Source organism: Microcoleus sp. OTE_8_concoct_300 (assembly GCF_031383065.1).
In the GTDB taxonomy this organism is placed as follows: Bacteria; Cyanobacteriota; Cyanobacteriia; order Cyanobacteriales; family Microcoleaceae; genus Microcoleus.
In genome coordinates, this window is sequence record NZ_JANMZH010000030.1 from 15,098 (window position 1) to 38,486 (window position 23,389).

The following is a 23,389-nucleotide window of genomic DNA, read 5'->3' on the forward strand; positions in this document are numbered from 1 at the left end:
CAGAATTGTGGATTACTCCGAAAAAGCTGCGGCATACAAAAAATAATTAAAATAAATGCACCGCTGAAAATCACTAAAGCCACCTTGAAACTTTTTCTGTTAAATTTTATCTTAATTTAGGGAATTTCGCTCAGCATCCAGTATCTGTTGAGGGTAGCCATAACTTCCACGAAGTTAGAAAAAGTGACAGGTTTAAGAATATAGCCCGCTACATTCAAATTATAAGCATTTACTTTATCTCTATCTTCATTAGAAGTTGTGAGGACGATCACCGGAATCGACCTCAAACATTCATCGAGTCGCAATTCTTGCAAAAACTCGATCCCGCTCATTCTCGGCATATTCAAGTCCAGCAGAATTAACCGGCGCGCTTGAGGCATTGCAGGCTCGGTTTTTCCTTCTCCACGCAATATAGCCAGAGCTTCTAATCCATTTGCAGCAATGTAGAGGGGGTTGACGATGTTATTTTTTTTGAACGCTCGCCGGACGTTCATCACATCAACCTCATCATCTTCTACCAAGAGGATATGAATTTTTTTGTCTTCCATAAATCAGCCACTTTGCAGATGTTTTTTAAGCGCCAGTCTCCTTCGCGAGGTTTAGTCAGCACCGATCGCGAACCCAGCAGGTTTAATCTCTATTGTCCTTTGTAAAGAATCATTTCTGCCTGGGCCGATGGCGGTATCTACCTGCGGGCGTACTCACCCGTCAGGGGCATAAGCGGGACAGGCGAGAGCCAAAAACTCGCCAATAAGGCCCTCAGAGAGGTACTGTAAAATCTAAAACTCATCTACATTATTAATCGCCATGTCAGCCGATCGCAAACTCTACGAAGGCAAAGCCAAAATCCTCTACTCCACCGAAGACAGCGAAATTTTGCTGACCCACTTCAAAGACGACGCCACAGCCTTTAACGCCCAGAAACGCGGCAGCATCGTCGGCAAAGGCGAAATCAACTGCGCCATATCCGCCCACCTGTTTCGGATACTAGAAGCCAAAGGCATTCCCACCCACTTTATCGACACGCCGGCCCCCAACCAAATGCGAGTCTGTCGCGTCCAAATCTTGCCCTTGGAAGTCGTAGTCAGAAACATTGCCGCCGGCAGTCTTTGCAAGCAAACCGGCCTCGCCCTAGGCACAATAGTCAATCCGCCGCTGGTGGAATTTTATTACAAAAACGACGATTTGGGAGACCCGCTGCTGACCCGCGGCCGACTGCAGTTAATGCAGCTAGCCACCCCCGAACAAGTAGACCAACTAGAAATCGCCGCCCGCGAAATTAACGAAATACTCAAAGAATTTTTCACCGAGTGCGGCATCACCCTAGTAGACTTCAAACTAGAATTTGGTATCGACCAACATCAAAATCTGATCCTCGCCGACGAAATCAGTCCCGACACCTGCCGCCTCTGGGACAACGCAGAAACCGACCCCGACGCCCGTGTTATGGACAAAGACCGATTCCGCCGCGACTTGGGATCGGTGGAAACCGCTTACCAACAAGTTCTCCAACGGGTTCTAGCTCACAAAGTTGAGAGGTTTTAACTTTTGAGGGGGTTTGGGGGAGCGATAAGTCCCACGCTGTAGCCTTTGGGTCAGCGTTGGGATACATGGACACCCTAAGCAAATTTTATCCGGTCAAACAGGCGTAAAATTTGCCAACTCGGTTGACTTTTTATCAGGAATATATATCATCGTAAAAGGAGGTGGAAGCAATGCAACATCAAGCCGTCAAAGTTAGACTGTATCCAACAATTGAACAACAGACGATATGAGCTTCGGCACTTTGGCTGTTCTCGCTGGTGGTGGAATTACGCACTCAATATGTGTATTGAAACCTACAAAACCACGGGTAAAAGCTTGACTCAAATTGCATTGAACAAACTCCTACCAACTCTCAAAAAACAAGAAGAAACACAATGGTTGTCGGAGTGTTACTCTCAGGTTTTGCAATCCACTACGCTCAACCTGGTAACTGCTTACAAAAACTTTTTTGAGTCGAGGGCTAAATACCCTAGATTCAAATCAAAAAAAAATAGGCAGTCAATTCAGTATCCGCAATCAGTCAAACTTGTTGACGACTTTCTCAAGTTTCCCGGTCGTGTCGGCATTGTCAAAGCTTGCGTTACATCGACCGCTTGAGGGAACTATCAAAACCGTAACCGTCAGTGTTACTTCTTCGGGGAAATACTATGCCTCTGTGTTGACAGAACTCGAAGGAGACAAACCAGTTGTTCACACCGATGGAAAAGTTGCAGGAATTGACTTGGGATTGAAAGATTTTGCGATTGTCAATGATGGTATCAAGACATCCAAATACCCTAATCCTAAGCATTTAGCAAAACACGAGCGCAACCTCAAACGAAAACAGCAAAAACTAGCCAGAAAGGAGAAAGGAAGCAAGTCGAGAGATAAAGCCAGGAAACTGGTGGCTAGGGTTCACGAACGAATTAGCAATGTCCGTCAAGACTACTTGCATAAGCTATCTAGAAGGCTTGTTGACGATAACCAAGTCATCGTAGTCGAAAACCTTCACGTTAAGGGCATGGTTCGTAATCACAAACTAGCTCAAGCAATGGATGATGTAGGTTGGGGAATATTTGTCAATTTCTTGCATTACAAGCTAGATCGCGAAGGCAAAGTGTTGGTAGAGATTGACCGATGGTTCCCTAGCTCGAAACTCTGCTCAAATTGCCACTATCAGGTGAAGGAAATGCCATTAGATGTTAGGACATGGACTTGTCCTAGTTGTGGTACTCATCACGATAGGGATGGAAACGCCTCAATAAATATCAGAGCAGAAGGAATCAGAATGCTATGGGTCTTGGAAGGACTTCTGCTGATGGAGGGGAGGTGAGTCCGAAACTGGGACGTAAGTCTAAGTTAACGCAATCCCCGTTGAAGTCAGAAGCTCACGCTGTACCTTTATGTCAGCGCTGGGTAGTTCACGTCCGGTCGCTGAACTAAGAATCCTCACGCCTTGGGGCCCAGGAGTGTCATAATTGCACAGTTTGTTGCCATTATTCCTAGTCAGCAATCAGCAGTCCACAGTCATCCGTTAGTGGGAGATAGCTAATTCACCCGACTTAATGACTAATGACTGATGACTGATGACTGATGGCTAATGTGCTGTGTGGATTGCCTAAAAAAGTTAACAAAAATGCGCTTATCTGCTGTATTGGTGGCAGTTTTTACTGCCTCAGCAACATTCGGGTTATCAAATTCTGCTTCCGGCGAAACATCCTACTCTGAATCAGCAGAGGAAACTTTCGCCGCCGTTACCCCCGCCCCGTCGATCGAATTACCCGATCGCCCCATTCCAGAATTAACCCAAAATCCTCCTCAAAACCGCAAAGCCGGTAAAACCAGCAAAGGGGAAGCCCTAAAAATAGCGGAGGCCCCTGCCAGAGGAGATGGAGAAAACGACCGCAAACCCCCCAACCGATTCACAGACACGCCCTCCCCGGTTTCGCCTTCCTTGCTTCAACCCAAACCCGAGCTAGCATCCAACCCCTCCCCTGCCTCTAGCAGCCAAAACGCCCTGCCAGAGGCGCAACTGGGCAGCCCGCTCCCCCCCGAGGAATCGGCTGAAATGCCCGCCTGGATCGCAGCAGAGCTAGGGAAACCAGATGAATCCGGGGCGATCGCTCAAAACGCCCAAGTTACCCCCAGACCGGCCCCGACGGCACCGCCGGCTAACACCGTGCCCCCATTGCCCCCTGGCCGAGCACCGCAGCCGGGACCAACCCCCGCACCCGCCGGGTCTGCCGAACCGCAAGTGCTAGTTGCAGAAGTTACCGTTACCGGGGCGACGGGAGACTTGGAACGCGAGATTTACCGAGTCATCACCACCCAACCGGGACGCACGACCAACCGCAGCCAACTGCAACAAGACATCAACGCCATTTTTGCCACGGGCTTTTTCAGAAACGTGCGGGCAGTACCGGAAGACACCCCGTTGGGCGTCCGGGTGACTTTTATTGTGCAGCCAAATCCGGTGCTGCGGGGAGTGACAATCACCGGCCAGCAAGTGCTGCCCCAAAGCGTAATTGACGAAAGCTTCCGCGATCAGTACGGCCAAATTCTTAACCTCCGCCGCTTTGAGGAGGGAGTGAAAAAAATTAATGCGTGGTATCAAGAGAACGGCTATGTTTTGGGCCAAATCACTGATGCCCCGCAAGTAGCAGACGACGGCACAGTCACTCTGGTAGTGGCAGAAGGCCAGATCGAATCCGTTGATGTCCGCTTCCTGAACAAGGAGGGAGAGGCAACAGATGCCACGGGTCAGCCCATCGGAGGCAACACCCGTCGCTTTGTCGTCACCCGCGAAGTAGAACTCAAGCCCGGAGACATCTTTAACCGCACCAAGGCGGAAAGAGATTTGAGACGGGTGTTTGGTTTGGGAATTTTTGAAGACGTGCGGCTTGCCTTGGAACCGGGAACGACTGACCCCCGCAAGGCAAGGGTAATTGTCAATGTCATCGAGAAAAATACTGGTTCTCTGGCTGCTGGTGCGGGTTTGAGTTCCGCGACGGGTTTGTTCGGTACGGTGAGTTACCAGCAGCAAAACTTGGGCGGTAGGAACCAGAAATTGGGGGCTGAAGTACAAATCGGCGAACGCCAAACGCTGTTTGACCTGAGTTTTACTGACCCCTGGATTGCGGGCGATCCTTACCGCACTTCTTTCACCGCTAATGTTTTTAGAAGACGATCGATCAGCGTGATTTTTGACGGTGGCGAACGGGAAGTCAGATTGCCCAACGAGGATCGACCCCGCATCGTCCGCACCGGTGCCGGTATCAATTTCACCCGTCCCCTATCGCCCAATCCTTTTGCCGATTCTGAGTGGACTGCTTCAGTCGGCTTGCAGTACCAGCGAGTCTCAATTACCGATCGCAAAGGCCGTCGCGAATCCAAGGACGAACTCGGCAACCTGTTAAGTTTTAGCGATTCGGGCTCCGACGACTTGACAACACTGCAAGCAGGTGTTGTGCGCGATCGGCGCAACGACCCCCTCCGCCCCACTAGCGGTTCCCTGCTCAGGTTTGGCATGGAACAATCGATTCCTGTCGGTTCCGGCAGCATCCTGTTAAACCGCCTGCGGGCCAGCTACAGCTTTTACCTACCAGTCAAGTACACTAACTTTAGCCCCGGCCCTCAAACCCTGGCATTCAGTTTTAGAGGCGGCACCGTATTCGGAGATTTGCCTCCCTACGAAGCCTTTGCCTTGGGCGGCGCCAACTCGGTGCGCGGATACGACGAAGGCGACATGGGAGCCGGCCGCAGCTTCCTAGAAGCCAGCGTTGAGTACCGTTTCCCGATTATTTCGTTTCTCGGCGGAGCGCTATTTTTGGATGCTGGCACCGACTTGGGCACGGGCGAAGATGTCCCGGGCGACCCTGCCGGTATCCGCGGAAAGCCGGGTAGCGGTTACGGTTACGGCCTCGGCGTGCGGATTCAATCTCCTTTAGGGCCGATCCGCATCGATTACGGTATCAACGACACCGGGGACAATCAAATTCACTTTGGGATTGGTGAGCGATTCTAATTGGGAATTGGGCATTGGGAATTGGGCATTGGGCATTGGACATGGGAAATTGGGCATTGGACACTCGTACTGAGCGTAGTCGAAGTATTGGGCATTGGACATTTAGAATTGGTAATTGGTAGTAATTAACTAATAACTAATAACCAATAACCAATAACCAATTACCGATGCCCAATAACCAATTACCAATTACCAATTACCGATACCCAATTCCCCATGCCCCATGCCCAATTCCCAATTCCCAATAACTAATGACTCAACATACCTTAAAATCTGAATTTGAACTGTCGGGAATCGGTTTGCACAGCGGCGAACAAACTCGCGTCCGAGTTTTGCCGGCGTCGGTTGGGGAAGGCCGCTATTTTGTCAGAATAGACTTGCCCGGTGCTCCGATAATTCCTGCAAAAATTGAGGCAGTTTGTCAGACTGCACTTTCCACTGAACTCGCAGGTATCGATGCTCAAATTCGCACTGTAGAGCATCTATTAGCCGCTTTGGCGGGGATGGGAGCGGATAATGCTCGAATTGAGGTTGATGGGCCGGAAGTGCCGCTACTGGACGGTTCGGCTCAGGTTTGGGTAGAGGCGATCGCCCATACCGGCTTAGTTCCTCAAGAATCCAAGCAAGACCCCACTCCCTCCGGCCTCCTAGAACAGCCTATTTGGGTGCGTCACGGGGATGCTTTTGCAGCAGCTTTACCGTCAGCGGAAACTCGGTTTAGTTACGGAATTGATTTTGAGGAACAGGCGATCGGCAATCAATGGTACAGTTGGTCGCCAGAGGCAGAAAGTTTTGCGACGGCGATCGCCCCAGCCCGCACTTTTGGACTTGCTCGTCAAGTTGACCAATTGCGACAAGCAGGTTTGATCAAAGGTGGTACCCTAGAAAACGCCCTAGTTTGCGATCGCTCCGGCTGGCTCAACCCGCCCTTGAGATTTGCCAACGAACCTGTGCGCCATAAAATCTTAGACTTAGTAGGCGACCTCAGTCTGCTAGGAACTTGGCCAAAAGCTCACTACTTGGCTTACAAAGCCAGTCACAACCTGCACGTCCAACTTGCCTTAGCCGTAAACTCCCAAGCGGGCGGGCCGTGAAGGAGACAAGTTAGAAACAAAGGTTCGAGCCCGCGTCCCTGTTACAATTTACAACCCAAGACGCGATCCATCGCGTTTCTACCACACTCAAAAGTCTTCAAGTAATGTCCACGCTGACTGAAGTTAACACCCTCAATACTGCTAATTCTGAATCCGTTCCCACCGAAAACGGTGAGGATTCTCCAGCGGTTAAATCTACTTTTACTCTCGAAGAAATTCAGAAATTATTGCCTCATCGCTATCCTTTTGCACTGGTTGACAAGATTGTTAATTATGTGCAGTCCGAGAAGGCTGTAGGAATTAAAAATGTGACTTTCAACGAACCACATTTTCAGGGGCATTTTCCCGGAAGGCCGATTATGCCTGGTGTATTAATTGTCGAAGCGATGGCTCAAGTTGGCGGTATTGTTCTCGCTCAGTTGCCCGACATTGAGCAAGGATTGTGGATGTTTACGGGAATTGATAAAGTCAAGTTCCGTCGTCAGGTTGTACCGGGCGATCAGTTGCTGATGACTGTAGAATTGCTGTGGGTAAAACGCCGTCGCTTTGCAAAAATGCAGGCTCTGGCTGAAGTAGACGGACAAAAAGTGTGTGAAGGAGAATTGACGTTTTCGATGGTAGATTAAATTGGGGAATTGGTGAGGGCTTGCGGGTAGTTTTGAGTTGTGAGTTTTGAATTTAAATTAAAACCGCGAACCGTGTCTCGGAATGAAGCAATCTTAAAATTTAAAAACATCCTTCTTCACCCTTGACTTCTTCCTTCCGTCTTCCGTCAACATCCATCAGTTAAATCCGTTAAATCGGTTCAATCCCTTACACTGCGCGTTGCCGAACTTCCTTCCCACTTACAAGCAAAAAAACAGACAAATGCTTACTTTGATTCACCCAACTGCTGTGATTCATCCCGGTGCTGAACTTCACCCGACTGTAGAAGTGGGAGCTTATGCTGTAATTGGGGAAAGAGTGAAAATCGGGCCGGAAACTAAGATTGGCGCTCATGCAATTATCGACGGGCTAACAGAAATAGGCGCTCGAAATCAAATTTTCCCCGGTGCGGCGATTGGTTTGGAACCTCAAGATTTGAAATACGAAGGTTCTCTGACTAGGGTGAAAATTGGCGACAGCAATCTGATTCGGGAATATGTGACAATTAACCGCGCTACTGGACCGGGGGAAAGCACGACAATTGGCAATCATAATCTATTGATGGCTTATGTTCATGTGGGACACAATTGCGCGATCGCCGATCGAGTAATTATCGCCAATGCTGTAGCCTTAGCCGGACACGTTAAAATCGAGTCTCAAGCCCGATTGAGCGGTGTTTTGGGCGTTCACCAGTTTGTCCACATCGGCCGCTTGTCTATGGTGGGTGGCTTGAGCAGGATCGATCGAGACGTACCTCCTTATATGCTAGTCGAGGGGAATCCTTCGAGAGTGCGAGCAATCAACAAAGTAGGTCTCGAACGCGCCGGTTTTACCCCAGAAGATTTGCTAGTTTTGAAGAAAACTTTTCGTATTCTATACCGTTCTGGCTACACTCTCAATCAAGCTTTGGAACACTTGGATTTGTTGCAGGAAAACCCCCATTTGCAGCACCTGCGGAGATTTATGCAGCAGTCTATAACCAAAGGGCGGCGCGGTTTGATTCCTGGCAAAAAGTGAATGAGGCTTATATTAATTCTTTCGGATCCGAATAATTAGTATTATTGAACCGCGAAGACGCGAAGGACACGAAGGAAGAAGTAGAAGAAGTAGAAGAAGAAGGAAGCTGTAGTGTGCGTCAGTCACCACCTAGAGGTAACTCAAAGAGTTTTTAGTCTGACGCACCTTACCGATGATATTGAGGAGTTTATGAAGATTTTTATCAGCACTGGTGAGGTTTCGGGCGATTTGCAAGGAGCTTTGTTAGTTGCAGCCTTAAAACGTCACGCTGTCGCCGCTGGTTTGGAGTTAGAAATAACCGGATTGGGCGGCCATCGTATGGCGGAAGCTGGTGCTACTATTTTAGGCGATACTGTGGGCATTGGTTCTATGGGCATTATAGAATCAGTACCCTATATTTGGCCAACGATCAAAGTTCAGGAAAAAGCTAAGAAATATCTCAAAAACTTCCCCCCCGATGCGGTTGTATTGATTGATTATTTGACTCCAAATCTCGGTATTGGCAGCTACATCCGCCGCTGTTTGCCGGATTTGCCTGTGGTTTGGTACATCGCACCTCAAGAATGGGTTTGGTCGATTTCTCCTCGCAATACTGATCTGATTGTCAATATTTGCGACAAACTTTTGGCAATTTTTCCGGAAGAAGCTTGTTATTTTCGGGAAAAAGGAGCCGAAGTGAGTTGGGTTGGTCATCCTTTGGTGGATAGAATGCAATCTGCGCCCAGCCGGGAAGTTGCCCGCAAAACTTTGGGAATTGTGCCGGAACAGGTGTCTATCGCCCTAATTCCCGCTTCCAGACACCAAGAACTAAAGTACCTGATGCCGGTCATATTTGAGGCCGCTCAAATTATTCAAGCTAAATTGCCGGAAGTTCATTTTTGGATTCCGCTTGCTAATAAAGCTTTCCGCAGCAAAATCGCACAGGCGATCGAGAATTACGGTTTGCGGGCTACTTTGTTAGAAAATCAAACTCTGGAAATCTTGGCTGCTGCCGATCTGGCCCTCACTAAATCTGGTACTGTTAATCTGGAGCTAGCTTTGCTCGACGTTCCGCAAGTTGTGGCCTACCGTGTCAGTCTGATTACGGCGATTATTGCTCGCCACGTGCTGAAATTTTCGATTCCTTTTATGTCTCCGCCCAATTTGGTGCAAATGAAGCCGATCGTCCCTGAGTTGCTGCAAGACGACGCTACTGCGGAAAATATAGTGAACCATGCACTGGAATTGCTGCAAAATGCCGATCGACGCCAGCAAACTTTGGCAGGTTATCGGGAAATGCGCGAAAGTCTCGGAGATGTGGGGGTGTGCGATCGCGCGGCTGCGGAAATAATGAAAAATGTTAAATTAAATAGAGCAAATTAAAGCAACTTTGTTATTGAAATGTTATGCCAAGCAATCGGAAAAAGCGACCGATCGCTGTTGATTTATTTGCCGGCGCGGGCGGCATGACACTGGGCTTTGAACAAGCAGGTTTTGACGTACTTGCCTCAGTCGAAATTGACCCAGTCCACTGCGCCACACACCACTTTAATTTCCCGATGTGTTCTATTTTGTGCCAAGATGTCGCAGAGCTTCGGGGCTCGGAAATTCGGAAAAAATCGGCGATCGGGGGGCGCGAGATAGACGTAGTAATCAGCGGTTCGCCCTGTCAAGGATTCTCGATGATGGGCAAGCGCGATGTGGACGACCCGCGAAATTCTCTAATTTTTCACTTTCAGCGCTTAGTTTTAGAGCTAAAACCCAAGTTTTTTGTAATGGAAAATGTGCCGGGAATTGCCTCAGGAGAACACAAAGAACTCCTGAATATTTTAATTAGCTCTTTTCTGGAAGCAGGCTATAAAGTAGAAGAAAACTATCAAGTTCTCAACGCCGTTAACTATGGAGTGCCGCAAGCTCGCAAACGATTGTTTCTGATTGGGTGCAAAAAAGATTTTGAGCTGCCAAAATACCCTCAGCCAACTACTATACTGCTGAAAAATAAAGTTGCTAAACGCTATAAAAAAGTTAATTTACCTGCTGTCCCGACAGTTTGGGATGCGATTGGAGATTTGCCGGAAGTGGAAAACTACAGCGAGTTGCTGCACCGAGATTGGGTAATCGCGGAGTACGGAAAGTGCAGCACTTATGCGAGTATAATGCGCGGAATCGATGGTTTGGATGATGATTATTCCTACGATCGCGAGTACGATCGACAAATCCTCTCTTGTAGTTTGCGAACTAAACATTCTCAGGAATGTATGGAAAGGTTTCAGGCTGCCAAACATGGCGAAAAAGAGCCGATCAGCCGTTTTTACAAGCTGCATCCCGAGGGAGTTTGCAACACTCTCAGGGCCGGAACCGACAGGGCGAGGGGGGCTTATACTTCGCCGAGGCCGATTCACCCGATCGCCCCTCGGTGCATTACAGTCAGAGAAGCTGCGCGGCTGCATTCCTATCCTGACTGGTTTAGATTTCACGTCACAAAATGGCACGGTTTTCGCCAAGTCGGAAATTCTGTACCACCGCGATTGGCGAAAGTTGTAGCAGCACAGATTATCAGCGCTTTGGGCGTGAAAGCAATTAAGCCGAGTCTCAAGCTGACATGGGGAGATGATTCGTTGCTTAAATTGAATTGGTCGGAAGCAGAACAATATTATCTAAAAAGTTAAGAATTAGATTTAATTATGTGTAATTGGGAATTTGTAAATAAGTAGTAATTTTTGCCTTTCATCTCCTTATAAACAGCGGGTTATATCAAATCCGGTTGCATCGGAATTATTCATCTCTGTATTCTCTCCCTCTGCGTTCTCTGCGCCCTCTGTGGTTAAATCATTCCGATGCAACCGGAAACGATATTATATCAACTCCGCTAGCATCAGAATTGTAAAATCGAATCAACAGTCAATACTCAACTACCCCGTCAGTTTTTCGACTGACCGTTAACAGTCAAAGTCAACAGTCAACTATAATTCCGGTGCAACCGGAATTGATATTACATCAAATCGGATCGCTACTGATACAGGACTACCCCGAAGTAAGCGCGGGCCGCCGTTCCTATATCATTTGGGACGGGTCTACGATGGCACGAGATGTCCCCGGTAGTTAAACAAACCGGGAAGGTATTCTGGCGCGCTGTGCAGTTTTTTCAATGTGAGAGTGGGAACTACTTCGACTACGCGCCTGCTATCGGTGGCCTAGCGATCGTCCTATACATCAAATAGCAACATCAACATCTAGATACCATTAAAAATTTTAGATTGTGAAAGTCTTCCGGCAAAACATTTTGATAAATTTCGCTGAGTTTTGCAACAATTACCAGTCTTGGGGAATTCTAGAGCTATCTTGGAAAAAGTGTATTTTCAGGAGACTCAAATACTATGGGTTGGTTTAAAAGACTGTTCGGACTCGAAAAGCCTCAAGAGCAGGCTCAACCGATGGCACAAGTAGTACAGGAAGCAGCCCAAGCGAATTCCATCGATCCTGCTAAAGTCGGCCCCGAGGGAGTTTTTGACGAAAGCGGCTTGGCGAAGCGGGTTGCTTTAGCTTTTGACGGCGATCCAGAAGTTGCGGATATCGATACTGTTTGGGTTGCTCAGCTCAGCAGTACGGTTGTTCTCAAAGGTCAAGTTGCGAGTCAGGAAATTCTCGACAAGTTGGTGGCGATCGCCTCTGCGGAAGAAGGCGCAACAAACGTGCAAACCGATCAGGTGACAGTCGGGTAGTTCTTCGGAACCGAAGCAGTTTCGCTCCGGGTGTGGCTCGAATTAGTCAAAAGCTCGATTAAACCCGCTGCGGCGGGTTTTTTCCTGCCCTCTCCCCCTCAAAATATTAAATTTTTGTAAACTTAACGGATTCATCTGAAAAAACAGTATAATTGAATACAGAAACTAAAAAAGTTTTAGCGAAGAAAACCCAAGCTGACCTGACTGCCCTTTTTATCTCCATACATATAAGGATCAAAAAATATGAAACTCACTTATCGCGGCGCAAACTACGAGTACGACATTCCGACTGTCGATATGATCGAAGGCGAAGTCGCGGGCAAATATCGGGGCCAAAACTGGAACTATCGCTATCCGAGACACATTCCCGTCCCCCAAAAATCCGGCGGCCCAAACTATACCAAAAAGCAAGATTCTCAAGCTGGCGATGGGAATCTCGCAGCAGCTAGCGCCCCAGCGACGGTTAAATCTTACCCAACAGTTGTGGATGTGGCGCAAGTCCACCGGGCGAATATTTGCAATATTCTCGATCGTAGAAAGGAAGCAGCCAAGGCCAAGGGCGATGAAAGACTGCTGCGCTTGCTAGAAATTGAGTCGAGACAGATGGTCTGTTAGAGAAAAGCATCAGAAAACAAAGCGTTTGTCAAGAGGGGGAAATCAACAGCGGCTTGATTTCCCCCCTCTTCCCATAAAGCAATTTTCAGCTAAGTGAAATACAAATAAACCAGTTTCTGTCAACCCTTGACACAAACCACCTGCTTCAAAGTCGCCACAACTTCCACCAAATCCGACTGCTGACTCATCACCTCATCAATCGGCTTATAAGCCCCCGGAATTTCATCTAAAAATTGCTCATCTTTCCGGCACTCAACCCCCTCAGTCTGCCGCACCAAATCATCGAGAGTGAATACATTCTTCGCTTGAGTGCGAGACATCAAGCGCCCCGCACCGTGAGAACAGGAACAGTAACTTTCAACATTACCTTTACCCTTAACAATGAAAGACTTCGCCCCCATCGAACCCGGAATAATCCCGTAATCCTCAACATCCGCGCGCACGGCACCCTTGCGAGTAACATACACATCTTCCCCAAAATGCACCTCTTTTTCCGCGTAATTGTGGTGGCAATTCACCTCTAATAACGGCTTAACAGATTTGCCTCCCGCGACGTGCTTTTCCACAATTCGCTTAAACCGATTCATCATTACATCGCGATTAAAACGAGCATAATCTTGCGCCCACTGCAAATCGTGCCAGTAAGCCGCAAACTCCCGCGTACCCGCTACAAAATAAGCCAAATCTTTGTCAGCCAGATTAATTTCTGCCAGTTTAGCTAAATCTTTAGCAGTCTCGATGTGCTGCTGTGCGAGCAAATTTCCAATGCCGCGAGAACCGGAATGCAGCATCAGCCAAACAAAGTTTTCAGTATCAACGCAAACCTCAATAAAATGATTGCCGCCGCCGAGGGAACCCATTTGTTTTAAGGCTTTATTGTTTTGATGCTGCACACCTTGATGAAGTTCCTTAAATTCACCCCATTTTTGCCAGTTAGTGACAGTTTTTTCTACTTCTTTGTTTTCGGCAAATCCCACAGGAATCGCCGCTTCGATATCGAGTCGAATTTGTTTGAGTTTGCCTTCTAATTTGTTGGCGGTGAAAGGCATTTTCACAGCCATCATACCGCAGTTATGGACAAATACTCCCGCAGTTAACGCAAAGTTGCCGTATTCTGGAACTGTTAGGCAATAGACATCTTCCTTTTCAACTAAAGGAATAATATCAACTACTTTGTGGTTGTAGCCGTGCTGATTTTTCCGATGATTGTGAAGTCCGATAGGAGTTTTAATTTTATCTCCACAAGTCTCACAAGGGTATAGCCGATTAGCAATTTCTTTACTCTTTGCTTTACCATTTTCACTCTGATTGTAATTAATTAGATACTGCTTTCCTCGTTCGCCATTCCCTGCAACTGACTCTCTGAAGTGTTGGGGATTGTTCTCCATATACTTAAGGAGATTTTTCGTTCCGCGTTCTGCATAATATCTGTGTCCGTCTGAGGTTTGAGCTTTATCAGCTAGGGCTTGCTTTCTTTTCAGTTCAAATTCCAGGGATTGCCAATAGGTGTTTCTATCAACCAATGAGCGGTGATAGGCCGAGTGATCATTATTACCCATGAATTCTAAATTTTCGGGTCTATTATCTGCGGTATCAAAGTTTTTGTGATGAATCACAGTTCTCTGATTGTGGAAAGATGGTATGTCTCCTAACAAACCACAACGAGCAATCATCCAATGAGCTTTCTGCCATCTACCTGAATAGTTTTGCTGTACTAAGGTATACCCATCCTTATCTACTTTGGAATAAAAGGGCATCAATGACGTTCCAGTTGTCAAGTCCCGCGCTTCTCGGTATTCACCATTCCGCAACATGAATTGATGATCGGGAGTGCATTTGATTTCTTCTCCATTATCCAGTACCACTTTAACCAGTTCGGCATTGTTTCTAGTTAATTTGGCTGTAGCCTTAGCAGCAACAATTCGGCCTGTTTCTGTACAGGAGTAGATAAAAAATTCTTTTTGACTCCTAGCCAGTTCCCCGATCGCATAAGATTTGCCATCAACTAGAGGAATTTGTGTATCATCAGTAAAGCAGCCAATATCCACGCCCACAGCAGCCGGAATAATCGCTTCTTTTGTGGCAATTACTGAACCGACTAAAGCACCTTTGCCTAAATGTACATCCGGCATTAGTGCGACGTGTTTAAATACAAAGGGCAAAGATGCTACGTTTGCCGTCATCTTGGTTTCTTTTTCGCCCAGGGCGTGATTTGCCCAAGATAATACTGGTTTCGGGGCTGATATGTCTAATTTTTCGTAGGGCATTTTTGTTTAAGTTTGTTTTGCCAGGTTATTATGTAGTATTATTGTAGCATAAGAAGTTTTTGGATGTCAAACACACCTTATATCAATTCCGGTTGCACCGGAATTATTGTTGACTGTTGACTGTTGACTGTTGACTGTTGACTGTTAACTGTCAGTCGAAAAACTGACGGGGTAGTTGAGTATTGACTGTTGATTCGATTTTACGCCCGACGATGCTAGCGGAGTTGATATTATTGACTAATTCTAGGCGTCTCAACTGAACATCAAGTACAGTACCGGTATTATTTGTGAGTTCCGCAGTCCGACAGTCCCGCAGGGGTTGAAAACCCCTGTCTTATAGCAAAAGTCCTCTCAAAGAGGACTAAAATCGATCGCACTTTCCCTTGTTTTGTGGAACAGGCATCCTGCCTGTTCTGGCTCATATTTTCTACAGTCGGTTAAAACTAAAATCTTGCATCATTTTCAGTCAGCCTTTTATGGGCGGGCAGGATGCCCACCCCACAAGAAAACTCATTCTTTGTGGAACAGGCATCCTGCCTGTTCGGCAGGATGCCCACCCCACAAGAAAACTCATTCTTTGTGGAACAGGCATCTTGCCTGTTCTTAAAAATGGTGTAAAATCTCAGGATTTTACAAATTCGGAGTCTTTCTCGCCGCCTTCTGCACGGGAATAGCAACTGTCTGCGGCTTCTTCTTCTCTGCAAACATCCCAAAGAAGTCGTGCAGCAAAATATAGAAACAGGGAATAATAAACAGCGTCAGCAAAGTTGCCAGCGACAAACCGGAAAACACCACCACACCCAAAGGTTGCAGAAACTCCGAACCCTCTCCAATTCCCAAAGCTAGGGGAAACAAACCCAAAACTGTAGTAATAGTTGTCATCAAAATCGGCCGCAAGCGCTGAGGTGCCGCCCTGAGAATTGCTGTTGTGCGATCGACCTTTTCGTCTTCGAGAATTTGGTTCGCCAACTCGAGCATAATGATGCCGTTATTCACCACAATTCCCACTAGCAAAATTGCACCGATCATCACCGTCGCACCGATCGCAGTTTTGGTCACATAAAGCCCGAATACTCCCGCCGCCAACGCCAGCGGCACTGTCAGCAAAATCACCAGCGGGTCAACCAGGGAATTGTACTGCACCGCCATCGCTACAAACACTAAAAAAGTCGCCAATCCGCCCAAAAGTTTTAGAGAAGTTTGCAATTGCTGATTAGTTTCAGCAGCCGAACTCGGCACAATGCTTACTCCTCGCGGCAACTTCATTTCTGCTAAAACTGCATCGACTTGCTGGACAGCATCGCCGAGACTTGCACCCTTATTCAAGTTTCCTACAACTAAGAAAACTTGCCGCTGGTTGAGACGCTGAATTTCTCCCGGTGCTTTGCCGATCGTAATATTTGCCACATCGCTTAAACGGATGATACTATTATTGCCGCCAGATAAGGGAATTTGTCCGAGTTGGGAAGTATTTTTTACAGAAGTGCGATCGAACTGCACCCGCACATCTACCAAGCGGTTTCCCCGCTGCAATTGAGTCGGAACAGCACCTTCAATTGCTGTCTGAATTGTCTCCCCAATGTCTTGGGCCGTCAGCCCGTACACAGAGGCCTTTTCCCAGTCTGGACGAATTTGCACTTCTGACTGCGGCGCGTCTCCGTCCGGGCGAAACCGAGCTAACTTTACCTTCTCATCTAATTCTTTTAATATCTGACGACCTGCTTGCTGCAATACTTCTTCAGTTGGCCCCTGAACCACCACATCAATTTCGCCGCCCCGCACTGGGGAATTAGTTAAAACTAAACCCCTAATCGATTCGGGAACTAGCCGGAGGCGAGTTCCTTTAGGAAGGTCAATTTTCTTTAACTCCTCAGTCATTCTTTCCGTAAAAGCGATGGTATTCGTACCTGGTTTTAGCGTAATTGTGCTGCTTCCTCTGAGCAAATTTTCAATTGTATTGTTGCCGAAAAGCAGCCCTCCCGCTGTCGTTAAAGTGTACGCTGTTTCTGGCTGTGCGAGCAGAAGTTTATCGGCGGCGGCAACCACTTTTTGATTTGTTTCCAAGTTAGTACCCGGAGGAAACAAAGCAAATAATCGGGCTTGACTTGTATTAACTCTCGGCAAAATTTCTTGGGGGATTTGACCTGCCATTACCCAAGTGCCGCCGCCTAAAATCACAAAAGCGAGTGCAATGATAATTAACCGCAAACCCAGAACTTTTGACAGCATTGAACCGTAGGCACGCGTACCGTTTTCAAAGCCGCGGTTAAAATGTTTTATCGGCCCGAACTTATTGATACCGCTGGAATAAGACATTCCCATCAAGCGAGAAGTCAGCATCGGCACTACAGTTAAAGCTACTAGCAGAGACGCTGCTACTGCAAAGCTAATTGTCAAAATTAATTCGTTAAATAGCAGCGAAAAGAAGCCGCCAATCAGCAAAAATGGCAGCACTGATACTAAGTTGGCGGCTGTTGAGGCAACCATTGCTGATTCTACTTCTTCACTCCGCAATACAGACTCTTCTATTGTGCGTTCTTTTCGATCTTTGATTCTGCCTTTTTTCAGATGAGGGTTGCTGTCTAGACCGACTACAATATTTTCTAAAATAACTACGCTGGTGTCGATCGCCTGACCGATTCCTAACGCTAAACCGCCTAAACTAAACAAGTTCAGCGACAAGCCGAACAGCCGCATTAAAATAATGGCTGCTAGAGTACACAGGGGAATAGTCAGAGAGATAATCAGGGTTTGTCTCAGGGAACCTAAAAAGAACAAAACTGCGATCGCGGCGAGGACTGCGCCGGAAATTCCCGAATTAGTCACATCGGCTAAGGAATTGCGGATAAATCGGGATTCGTCTAAGGTCGTAACTACGGTCATGTCTGCCGAAATTAAGCCTGACTCCTGCATTTCTTTGATGCGATTCTTCACTCCATCCACAACAGTAATGGTGTTGGCGTCCGGCTGTTTCAAAATGCTAATTTTAACGGCAGGTTTTTGATTGAGAAAAACTTTGACTCGCTGTTCTTCTGTACCGTCATTGACTTTGGCAAAATCGCGCAGGTAAACTCGTTTGGGCGGGTTGGAACCAGATACTTGAAAGGAAAGACTTGCAATTTCAGAGGCTGTTTTAAAGCGGCCGATTGTCCGCGCCAGCGGTTCGTTTGATTCTTGTCGCAGCCGACCGCCGGAAGTGTCTAAATTGCGATCGCGCAAAGCATTAAAAACGTCGTTAAGATTAACTCCTAAACTTTGCAGCCGATTCAGGTCAATATTAACTTGAATTTCTTCTTGAACGCCACCGGAAATGTCAACGGAAGCGACTCCGGGAATCACGTTTATTTCCCTGGCCAATTCTTCATCGGCAAATACCCGCAAATCTACGCCTTGGCGCGAGTCTGAAGTCAGGGCAAATTCGTAAACCGGCTGTTGAGAAGGGTCAAATTTAAACAGATTTGGCGATTCAACTGTATCGGGAAGTCGGTTGCGAATGCGGTTGACGGAGGCTGTAGCGTCGTTGAGGGCTTGGTCAATATCGCCGCCCGGTCTAAAGAATAAATCGACGCTGACTTGTCCTTCGCGGGTCCGGGAGAAAACTTGCGTGACTCCTTCTGTTGCTGAAAGTCCTTGTTCGAGGGGGCGGGTAATTTCGTCAACGGCGACTTCTGGGGAGACTCCGGGGGCGTCTAAGCGCACGCTGATGCGGGGATAGGTGATGGAGGGCAGCAAGTCAACGGGCAGTTGGGTGATGTAGAAAATGCCCACGACTATAATGGCAAGTGTCAGCATGAGGGTGCCGATATGGCGGCGAATGGCGGTCGCGCTAATGCTGAATCCGGGTTTATCGGCGGTCATTTGATTTTAGATTTTAGATTTTAGATTTTAGATTTGAAAAGTTTACCCAGTCAGTCAGACTAATTCTAGTAGGCTGCCTCTGTCTTGAATTTCTCTCGGGGGTGAGAGAATATCTACTGACGCACCTTACGAGGAGTATAATAAATCTTAATAAATTTTCCCCAAAGTTTTTGTGAATATTTCTTTAGAGGTAGTCGATCGCCCAAAATAGAGAGCGAGAGAAGTTGCGAGGGGCTTTTTAATCTCTGTAAGTTATCGCAATCAAAAACAGGCAAGATGCCTGTTCCACAAGAAAGTTTATTTGTTGTGGAACAGGCATCTTGCCTGTTCCTAAAGTCTTCTTCCCTTTTCCCTTTTCCTTCTTCCTTCTTCCTTGTTCCTTCTTCCTGACATCCGTTACATCCGTTACAGAATCCGTTGCCGAACTTCCTTCATTTACTGTACTTGACTGCCGTGGGCGCGGGGGTCGGAGCTACTTGTTTTCACAGGTTCTGTGGGGGGAGTAAAATTAGAAACTTGACCGCCAGCTTGGACGTGGGGCAGAGGTTTTCCTGCAATTAAAGCTTCTAAGTTACCTTCCATAATACTGCGCGGCATTTCGCCTATCGTTTCAGCAACGGCGCTGCCTTTGTCGTTCAAATAGACAAAGTGCGGAATGCCGTCTACTCGATATTTTGTGATTTCTGGCAGCCATTTGTCATTGTCTACATTCAACATTACAAAATTCAGCGGTTCGGCATATTTCTGTTTGATTTCGCTCAGATCGTTAGCCATTGCCTGACAGCTAGTACACCAATTAGCGTAAAATTCCATCAGCGTCGGCTTGCCGTTTGCTAAAGCTGTTTCTAGCGGTGCGGAGGCTTTTGCCATTTCGGTGAGGGTTGTTGTCGGCGTTTGAGTTCGCAGCCCGAAGAATATGGATATTGAAAGGGCGATCGCTGCTAACACGATCAATAAGTTTCTCAGGCGCGTGGCGACTTTTGTTTCGGGATTTTTGGCGGCGGGGGCGACTGTTGAGTTGGGCGAATTCTGGGTCATAAAATAGATTGCTGTTTTATTTCTAGGTTTTTATTCTTAATAATAAATTAAGATTATACCACATTTTGAGATAATCAGACCAATCTCATAAAAATTTTTGAAGAGGCCAGAATTAGACCAAGTGCGCTAAAACATAAGATAACAAAGATTGTTTGTAAATTACCGAGGACTTGCAGGGTGAAAAAACGGGTAACACTGACGTTTCCCCAACGATCGATCCAAATGCCTGTCACCTATCGACTGGCAAAGGATTTTAATGTTGCAGCCAACATTATCCGCGCTCAGGTGGCTCCGAACCAAGTGGGCAAACTGGTGCTAGAGTTATCAGGGGACATCGACCAACTAGAAGCGGCGATCGACTGGATGCGATCGCAAAATATCGGCGTTTCCCTAGCCAGTCGGGAAATACTCATAGACGAAGATATCTGCGTTCACTGCGGTTTGTGTACGGGGGTTTGCCCGACAGAAGCCTTGACCCTTGATCCAGAAAGCTTTAAACTAAGTTTTGCTCGATCGCGGTGTATCGTGTGCGAGCAGTGCATCCCTACCTGTCCCGTGCAAGCTATTTCTACTAACCTCTAGGCCCTGTACAAACTCATCGGGATCATCATCTTTATTTTCCTGGTTATCCTAATTTCCCCATCGGATGAAAAAAAAATCTTGGGTTTCCTTAACTCTACTTTTTGTTAGTTATTTCACCTTGGGCTGGAAATTAACTGAGTTTGATGTTCCCCCGCACCAGACTTGGTTTGTAGCCCTAGCTTCAATTTTAGTGTTGGATATATTTTTGTCGTTCCCGATGAGAAACACAAAAGCCTTAATTAGGGGGTGGTTTTCGAGTGATATGGGTGCTTTTCTTGCTATTATTCTAGGAGCTTTTCTGGCAGTGGTAGTTTTTGCCTGGCTGCACCTTTTTGCTACTTGTTTACTCTTGATTTCAGCAGGAGTTTTGGCAAGACTCGATATTCAAGTATCTGGTTGGAAAAATTGGCGGGCTTTTGTAGTATTAACTACCATTTCTTTAGCAGGTGTGGGGTTAGGCGGAGCGATCGAGTTTGCGTTAAAAACCGGCAGGCTGGTATTCTCTTAATGGGGAACGGGAAATTCACCCAACCAAATTCTACAACTCGCAACGGATATTTAGCCGAAAATTATCAAATCGCCGATCGATAAATACAGCTCATTTTTTTTCAATCCCCCACCCCCGGATTAATGCCCCCTTCCGCGCCGCAATCATAGCAGTTTTCAAGCCGGGTGAGGTACAGCTTGTCAATGGTCGATTCCCCGTTGCGCGTTAGTAATTCCCAATTACCAATTCCCAATTCTCAATTACCAATTACCCACGAACCTGGAGTGGAACTGAAAACCGCTATGGCAGTATTGAGGTGTAGCGACTGTTGCTAAAAATGTTATTCCCAAGATCCCGCAAGTCTGGCAGCCAAAAACTCGATCGCAATAAAAAAGCAGCTTTAGAGAGCTGCTCGTCAGAATGCATGAGGTATTGTTTTTAGAATAGGACAGTTTGAATTCGATCGGTGCTGGGTTACATTTTTTGATACGGGAGAGTTGTTGAGTGAATGGACGATCGTAAAATCGTCACATAGGAGGATAGCATCAATGCTAAATTTCCCGACAATCAAGTTAGCGTTTAACTGTCCTTGCGCCCTACAGCCCTTCAGCGGTGGGGCCATTTTATTTTTAGGGAGAACTCAATAGCCGACTTTAACGCATCAAACGAGTCTGCCATTAGTTTTTGTATAAAATCTCCGCATCACCACATCCTCATACTTATAAAACTTACGCATCGCATCCACTCAAACCCGGTTGATTCCCAAACATGGCGCGGTTAAACGGACACACGAGCGGCAAAAACCACTATTTTTATCGAAGTCATACGATGTTAGATTTTAGATGTTAGATTTTAGATTTCGGGAATGACTGAGGAAGCTTGTGGTTTGGAACTTGCCTATGGTTGCATTGTTTTTTGGAACTGGTATCAAAAGTCCTTAGAAACCTGTTATTTTCTCAGAAACTCGGTTTCTGAATGTATCAATTGAGATCGGGCGCGGTTTCTGGTTTGATAACTTTTTTGATTTCCTCGATCGCCCGACGCGCAACTTCTTCAGGCCTTTCGCCTCCACGAATGCAAACTCGGACATCTGCTTGAGTGTAGAAACGCTCTCGCTCGTTCAAAAGGCTTTGCAGCTTAGATTTGAGCTCGCCCTCCCGCAGTAGCGGTCGAGCGGTGTCCGAACCCAGTCTAGCGTACAGTTGATCTACAGGGACATCCAGCCAGACCACTACACCGTAGTGCAAGTAACCCCAATTCATCGATCGCCCCACAATGCCGCCGCCCGTAGCCACGACCGAATTTTTATAAGCAGACAACTCACCGAGCACTTTAGTTTCTAGTTCCCGAAAAGCCTCTTCCCCTTCTCGATCGAAAATCTCAGCAATTGACTGATTAGCCACTCGAACAATTAGTTCATCAGTATCAAAAAAACGGTATTTTAATGTTTTTGCCAAAAGCCGCCCCACCGTTGTTTTTCCCGCACCCATCATCCCAACGAGATAGATATTCACTCCCCTCAACAAATCCACCGCCAAACCCTCCCATATTTTTCTATTTTTTCAGGTTAATCGATCCGCCACTGGGGCGATCGTCGTCCTCAAACTCATCATCCTCATCCAATCCCCAATCATCCTCTGTTTCTGCACTAGGAGTTTTCGGTGCTTGATCGGCGGGTTGAGGTATCGCCTCTTGCGGGGGAACGATCACCCGATAGTCTGCATCGTATACAGACTCAGTTTGCCCCACCCCAGACTGGTTTGGATCTCGATAGCCGTAAGAGTATACCGAGCCAGCCCAAGACTGGCTTTTCGGTTCCTGTTTAGCTTCGTAATCCCTCGGATTTGCCCCTGCAACGTCAGTTACCCCAGGTTCGGCGGGAAAATCGCGATCGTCCCCCCAATCATCATCGCCACCTTGAGAGCCGGATTTTGAGCCATCAGAAACCCAATCGTCCTCATCGTCTGCGACTCGATCGATCCCCGGTTGAGCGTAATCCTTCGCCACATCCGGGTTCGGAGTTTCTTGGTAGAAAGTCCGGGCACTGTAACCCGCCGACGTGCCGTACTCAGTTCGATAGGAACCTGCAGCCTGAGTTTGACTATTTTCCCTATTCAGATCCGGGTCAATTTCCTGTTTTCTAGGAGGGGGAGGTGGCGTGTAAGGCGTTCTGCTGTCCTCTGGGAAAGTATCGGGACGGCTGCGACTGGATCTGCCGTTGCGGTCTCGCGTTGCAGATAGATAATTTGAAAAAGCCAGCAAACCAGAAATCAATAAAGATGTGAGAGATCCCACCGCCATGCTCAGCAAAATCCAGATAGATAAGGGCACAGCAGGCGATCGAACACCCAAAAACACCAGCGATAATGCCGGCTCGACATTTTGCAGGGCAAAAATAGTTAGCCCTACCACAATCACTAGCAAAAAAACAGGACGCATATTAAAAATATTAAGAATTTGTTTGTTGTCAGTTGTCAGTTATTGGTTATTGGTTATTGGTTATTGGTTGTTACTGTCAACTGTCAACTGTCAACTGT

Annotated in this window: 20 protein-coding genes and 1 pseudogene; 15 read left to right on the forward strand and 6 right to left on the reverse strand. The window is 47.1% G+C overall.

From position 1 onward, the window contains the following. Positions 1-116: 116 nt before the first annotated feature. Positions 117-548 carry a response regulator gene (locus tag ACUVJL_RS01650; RefSeq protein ID WP_445244256.1) on the reverse strand — a complete coding sequence of 144 codons (432 nt, stop codon included), beginning with the start codon at positions 546-548 and terminating at the stop codon, positions 117-119. A 259-nt stretch (positions 549-807) separates the two neighbouring features. Between ACUVJL_RS01650 and purC the strand changes: the two genes are divergently transcribed. The 13 genes and pseudogenes from purC (at position 808) to ACUVJL_RS01715 (ending at position 12,620) form a co-directional block, all read left to right on the forward strand. After that, positions 808-1,545 carry a phosphoribosylaminoimidazolesuccinocarboxamide synthase gene (purC, locus tag ACUVJL_RS01655; protein WP_445244257.1) on the forward strand — a complete coding sequence of 246 codons (738 nt, stop codon included), beginning with the start codon at positions 808-810 and terminating at the stop codon, positions 1,543-1,545. A gap of 170 nt (positions 1,546-1,715) precedes the next feature. Continuing rightward, a complete protein-coding gene (locus ACUVJL_RS01660; RefSeq protein ID WP_445244296.1) occupies positions 1,716-1,775 on the forward strand; it encodes a helix-turn-helix domain-containing protein in 60 nt (19 codons plus the stop codon). Then, a pseudogene (locus ACUVJL_RS01665) lies at positions 1,756-1,821 on the forward strand (helix-turn-helix domain-containing protein); the annotation flags it as partial. The gene ACUVJL_RS01660 and the pseudogene ACUVJL_RS01665, both read left to right, overlap by 20 nt. Positions 1,822-1,824: 3 nt before the next feature. Next, positions 1,825-2,142, forward strand: a complete 318-nt coding sequence (locus ACUVJL_RS01670; protein ID WP_445244299.1) for a hypothetical protein — start codon at positions 1,825-1,827, stop codon at positions 2,140-2,142. Next, a complete protein-coding gene (locus ACUVJL_RS01675) occupies positions 2,111-2,857 on the forward strand; it encodes an RNA-guided endonuclease TnpB family protein (protein ID WP_445244258.1) in 747 nt (248 codons plus the stop codon). Before ACUVJL_RS01670 ends, ACUVJL_RS01675 begins: the two co-directional genes overlap by 32 nt. 303 nt (positions 2,858-3,160) lie before the next feature. Beyond that, positions 3,161-5,548 (forward strand): BamA/TamA family outer membrane protein, encoded by a 2,388-nt coding sequence (locus ACUVJL_RS01680; protein ID WP_445244259.1) that lies wholly within the window; start codon positions 3,161-3,163, stop codon positions 5,546-5,548. 251 nt (positions 5,549-5,799) lie between these two features. Next, complete coding sequence (gene lpxC / locus ACUVJL_RS01685) at positions 5,800-6,642, forward strand: UDP-3-O-acyl-N-acetylglucosamine deacetylase (RefSeq protein WP_445244260.1); 843 nt, start codon at positions 5,800-5,802, stop codon at positions 6,640-6,642. A gap of 104 nt (positions 6,643-6,746) precedes the next feature. After that, positions 6,747-7,268: a 3-hydroxyacyl-ACP dehydratase FabZ gene (gene fabZ / locus ACUVJL_RS01690; protein WP_445244261.1), complete on the forward strand. Its 522-nt coding sequence runs from the start codon at positions 6,747-6,749 to the stop codon at positions 7,266-7,268. Positions 7,269-7,509: 241 nt separating this feature from the next. Then, positions 7,510-8,304 carry an acyl-ACP--UDP-N-acetylglucosamine O-acyltransferase gene (gene lpxA / locus ACUVJL_RS01695; RefSeq protein WP_445244262.1) on the forward strand — a complete coding sequence of 265 codons (795 nt, stop codon included), beginning with the start codon at positions 7,510-7,512 and terminating at the stop codon, positions 8,302-8,304. Positions 8,305-8,493: 189 nt separating this feature from the next. Further along, the gene (lpxB, locus tag ACUVJL_RS01700) at positions 8,494-9,666 is read left to right on the forward strand and encodes a lipid-A-disaccharide synthase (RefSeq protein ID WP_445244297.1); all 1,173 of its coding nucleotides are present in this window, start codon (positions 8,494-8,496) and stop codon (positions 9,664-9,666) included. A gap of 23 nt (positions 9,667-9,689) precedes the next feature. Then, positions 9,690-10,952, forward strand: coding sequence for a DNA cytosine methyltransferase (locus ACUVJL_RS01705; protein WP_445244263.1), 1,263 nt, complete (start codon positions 9,690-9,692; stop codon positions 10,950-10,952). Positions 10,953-11,660: 708 nt separating this feature from the next. Continuing rightward, a complete protein-coding gene (locus tag ACUVJL_RS01710; RefSeq protein WP_445244264.1) occupies positions 11,661-12,005 on the forward strand; it encodes a phospholipid-binding protein in 345 nt (114 codons plus the stop codon). 243 nt (positions 12,006-12,248) lie between these two features. Further along, a complete protein-coding gene (locus ACUVJL_RS01715; RefSeq protein WP_445244265.1) occupies positions 12,249-12,620 on the forward strand; it encodes a DUF4278 domain-containing protein in 372 nt (123 codons plus the stop codon). Positions 12,621-12,739: 119 nt separating this feature from the next. Here ACUVJL_RS01715 and ACUVJL_RS01720 read toward each other — a convergent pair whose 3' ends face one another. From ACUVJL_RS01720 to ACUVJL_RS01730, 3 genes are all read right to left on the reverse strand, one after another. After that, positions 12,740-14,887 (reverse strand): RtcB family protein, encoded by a 2,148-nt coding sequence (locus ACUVJL_RS01720; protein WP_445244266.1) that lies wholly within the window; start codon positions 14,885-14,887, stop codon positions 12,740-12,742. A 630-nt stretch (positions 14,888-15,517) separates the two neighbouring features. Beyond that, positions 15,518-18,745 (reverse strand): efflux RND transporter permease subunit, encoded by a 3,228-nt coding sequence (locus tag ACUVJL_RS01725; protein WP_445244267.1) that lies wholly within the window; start codon positions 18,743-18,745, stop codon positions 15,518-15,520. A 435-nt stretch (positions 18,746-19,180) separates the two neighbouring features. Beyond that, positions 19,181-19,783, reverse strand: coding sequence for a thioredoxin family protein (locus ACUVJL_RS01730; protein ID WP_445244268.1), 603 nt, complete (start codon positions 19,781-19,783; stop codon positions 19,181-19,183). 177 nt (positions 19,784-19,960) lie between these two features. On the opposite strand from ACUVJL_RS01730, the gene ACUVJL_RS01735 reads away from it, so the two are divergent. Beyond that, positions 19,961-20,365, forward strand: coding sequence for an NIL domain-containing protein (locus ACUVJL_RS01735; RefSeq protein ID WP_006635751.1), 405 nt, complete (start codon positions 19,961-19,963; stop codon positions 20,363-20,365). A gap of 64 nt (positions 20,366-20,429) precedes the next feature. Next, positions 20,430-20,873, forward strand: coding sequence for a hypothetical protein (locus ACUVJL_RS01740; RefSeq protein ID WP_445244269.1), 444 nt, complete (start codon positions 20,430-20,432; stop codon positions 20,871-20,873). A 959-nt stretch (positions 20,874-21,832) separates the two neighbouring features. On the opposite strand, the gene ACUVJL_RS01745 is transcribed toward ACUVJL_RS01740, so the two are convergent. Together ACUVJL_RS01745 and ACUVJL_RS01750 are read right to left on the reverse strand one after the other, a co-directional pair. Then, positions 21,833-22,384 carry a shikimate kinase gene (locus tag ACUVJL_RS01745; protein WP_445244270.1) on the reverse strand — a complete coding sequence of 184 codons (552 nt, stop codon included), beginning with the start codon at positions 22,382-22,384 and terminating at the stop codon, positions 21,833-21,835. 22 nt (positions 22,385-22,406) lie between these two features. Further along, positions 22,407-23,291: a LapA family protein gene (locus ACUVJL_RS01750; protein WP_445244271.1), complete on the reverse strand. Its 885-nt coding sequence runs from the start codon at positions 23,289-23,291 to the stop codon at positions 22,407-22,409. Between the last annotated feature and the right edge of the window lie 98 nt (positions 23,292-23,389).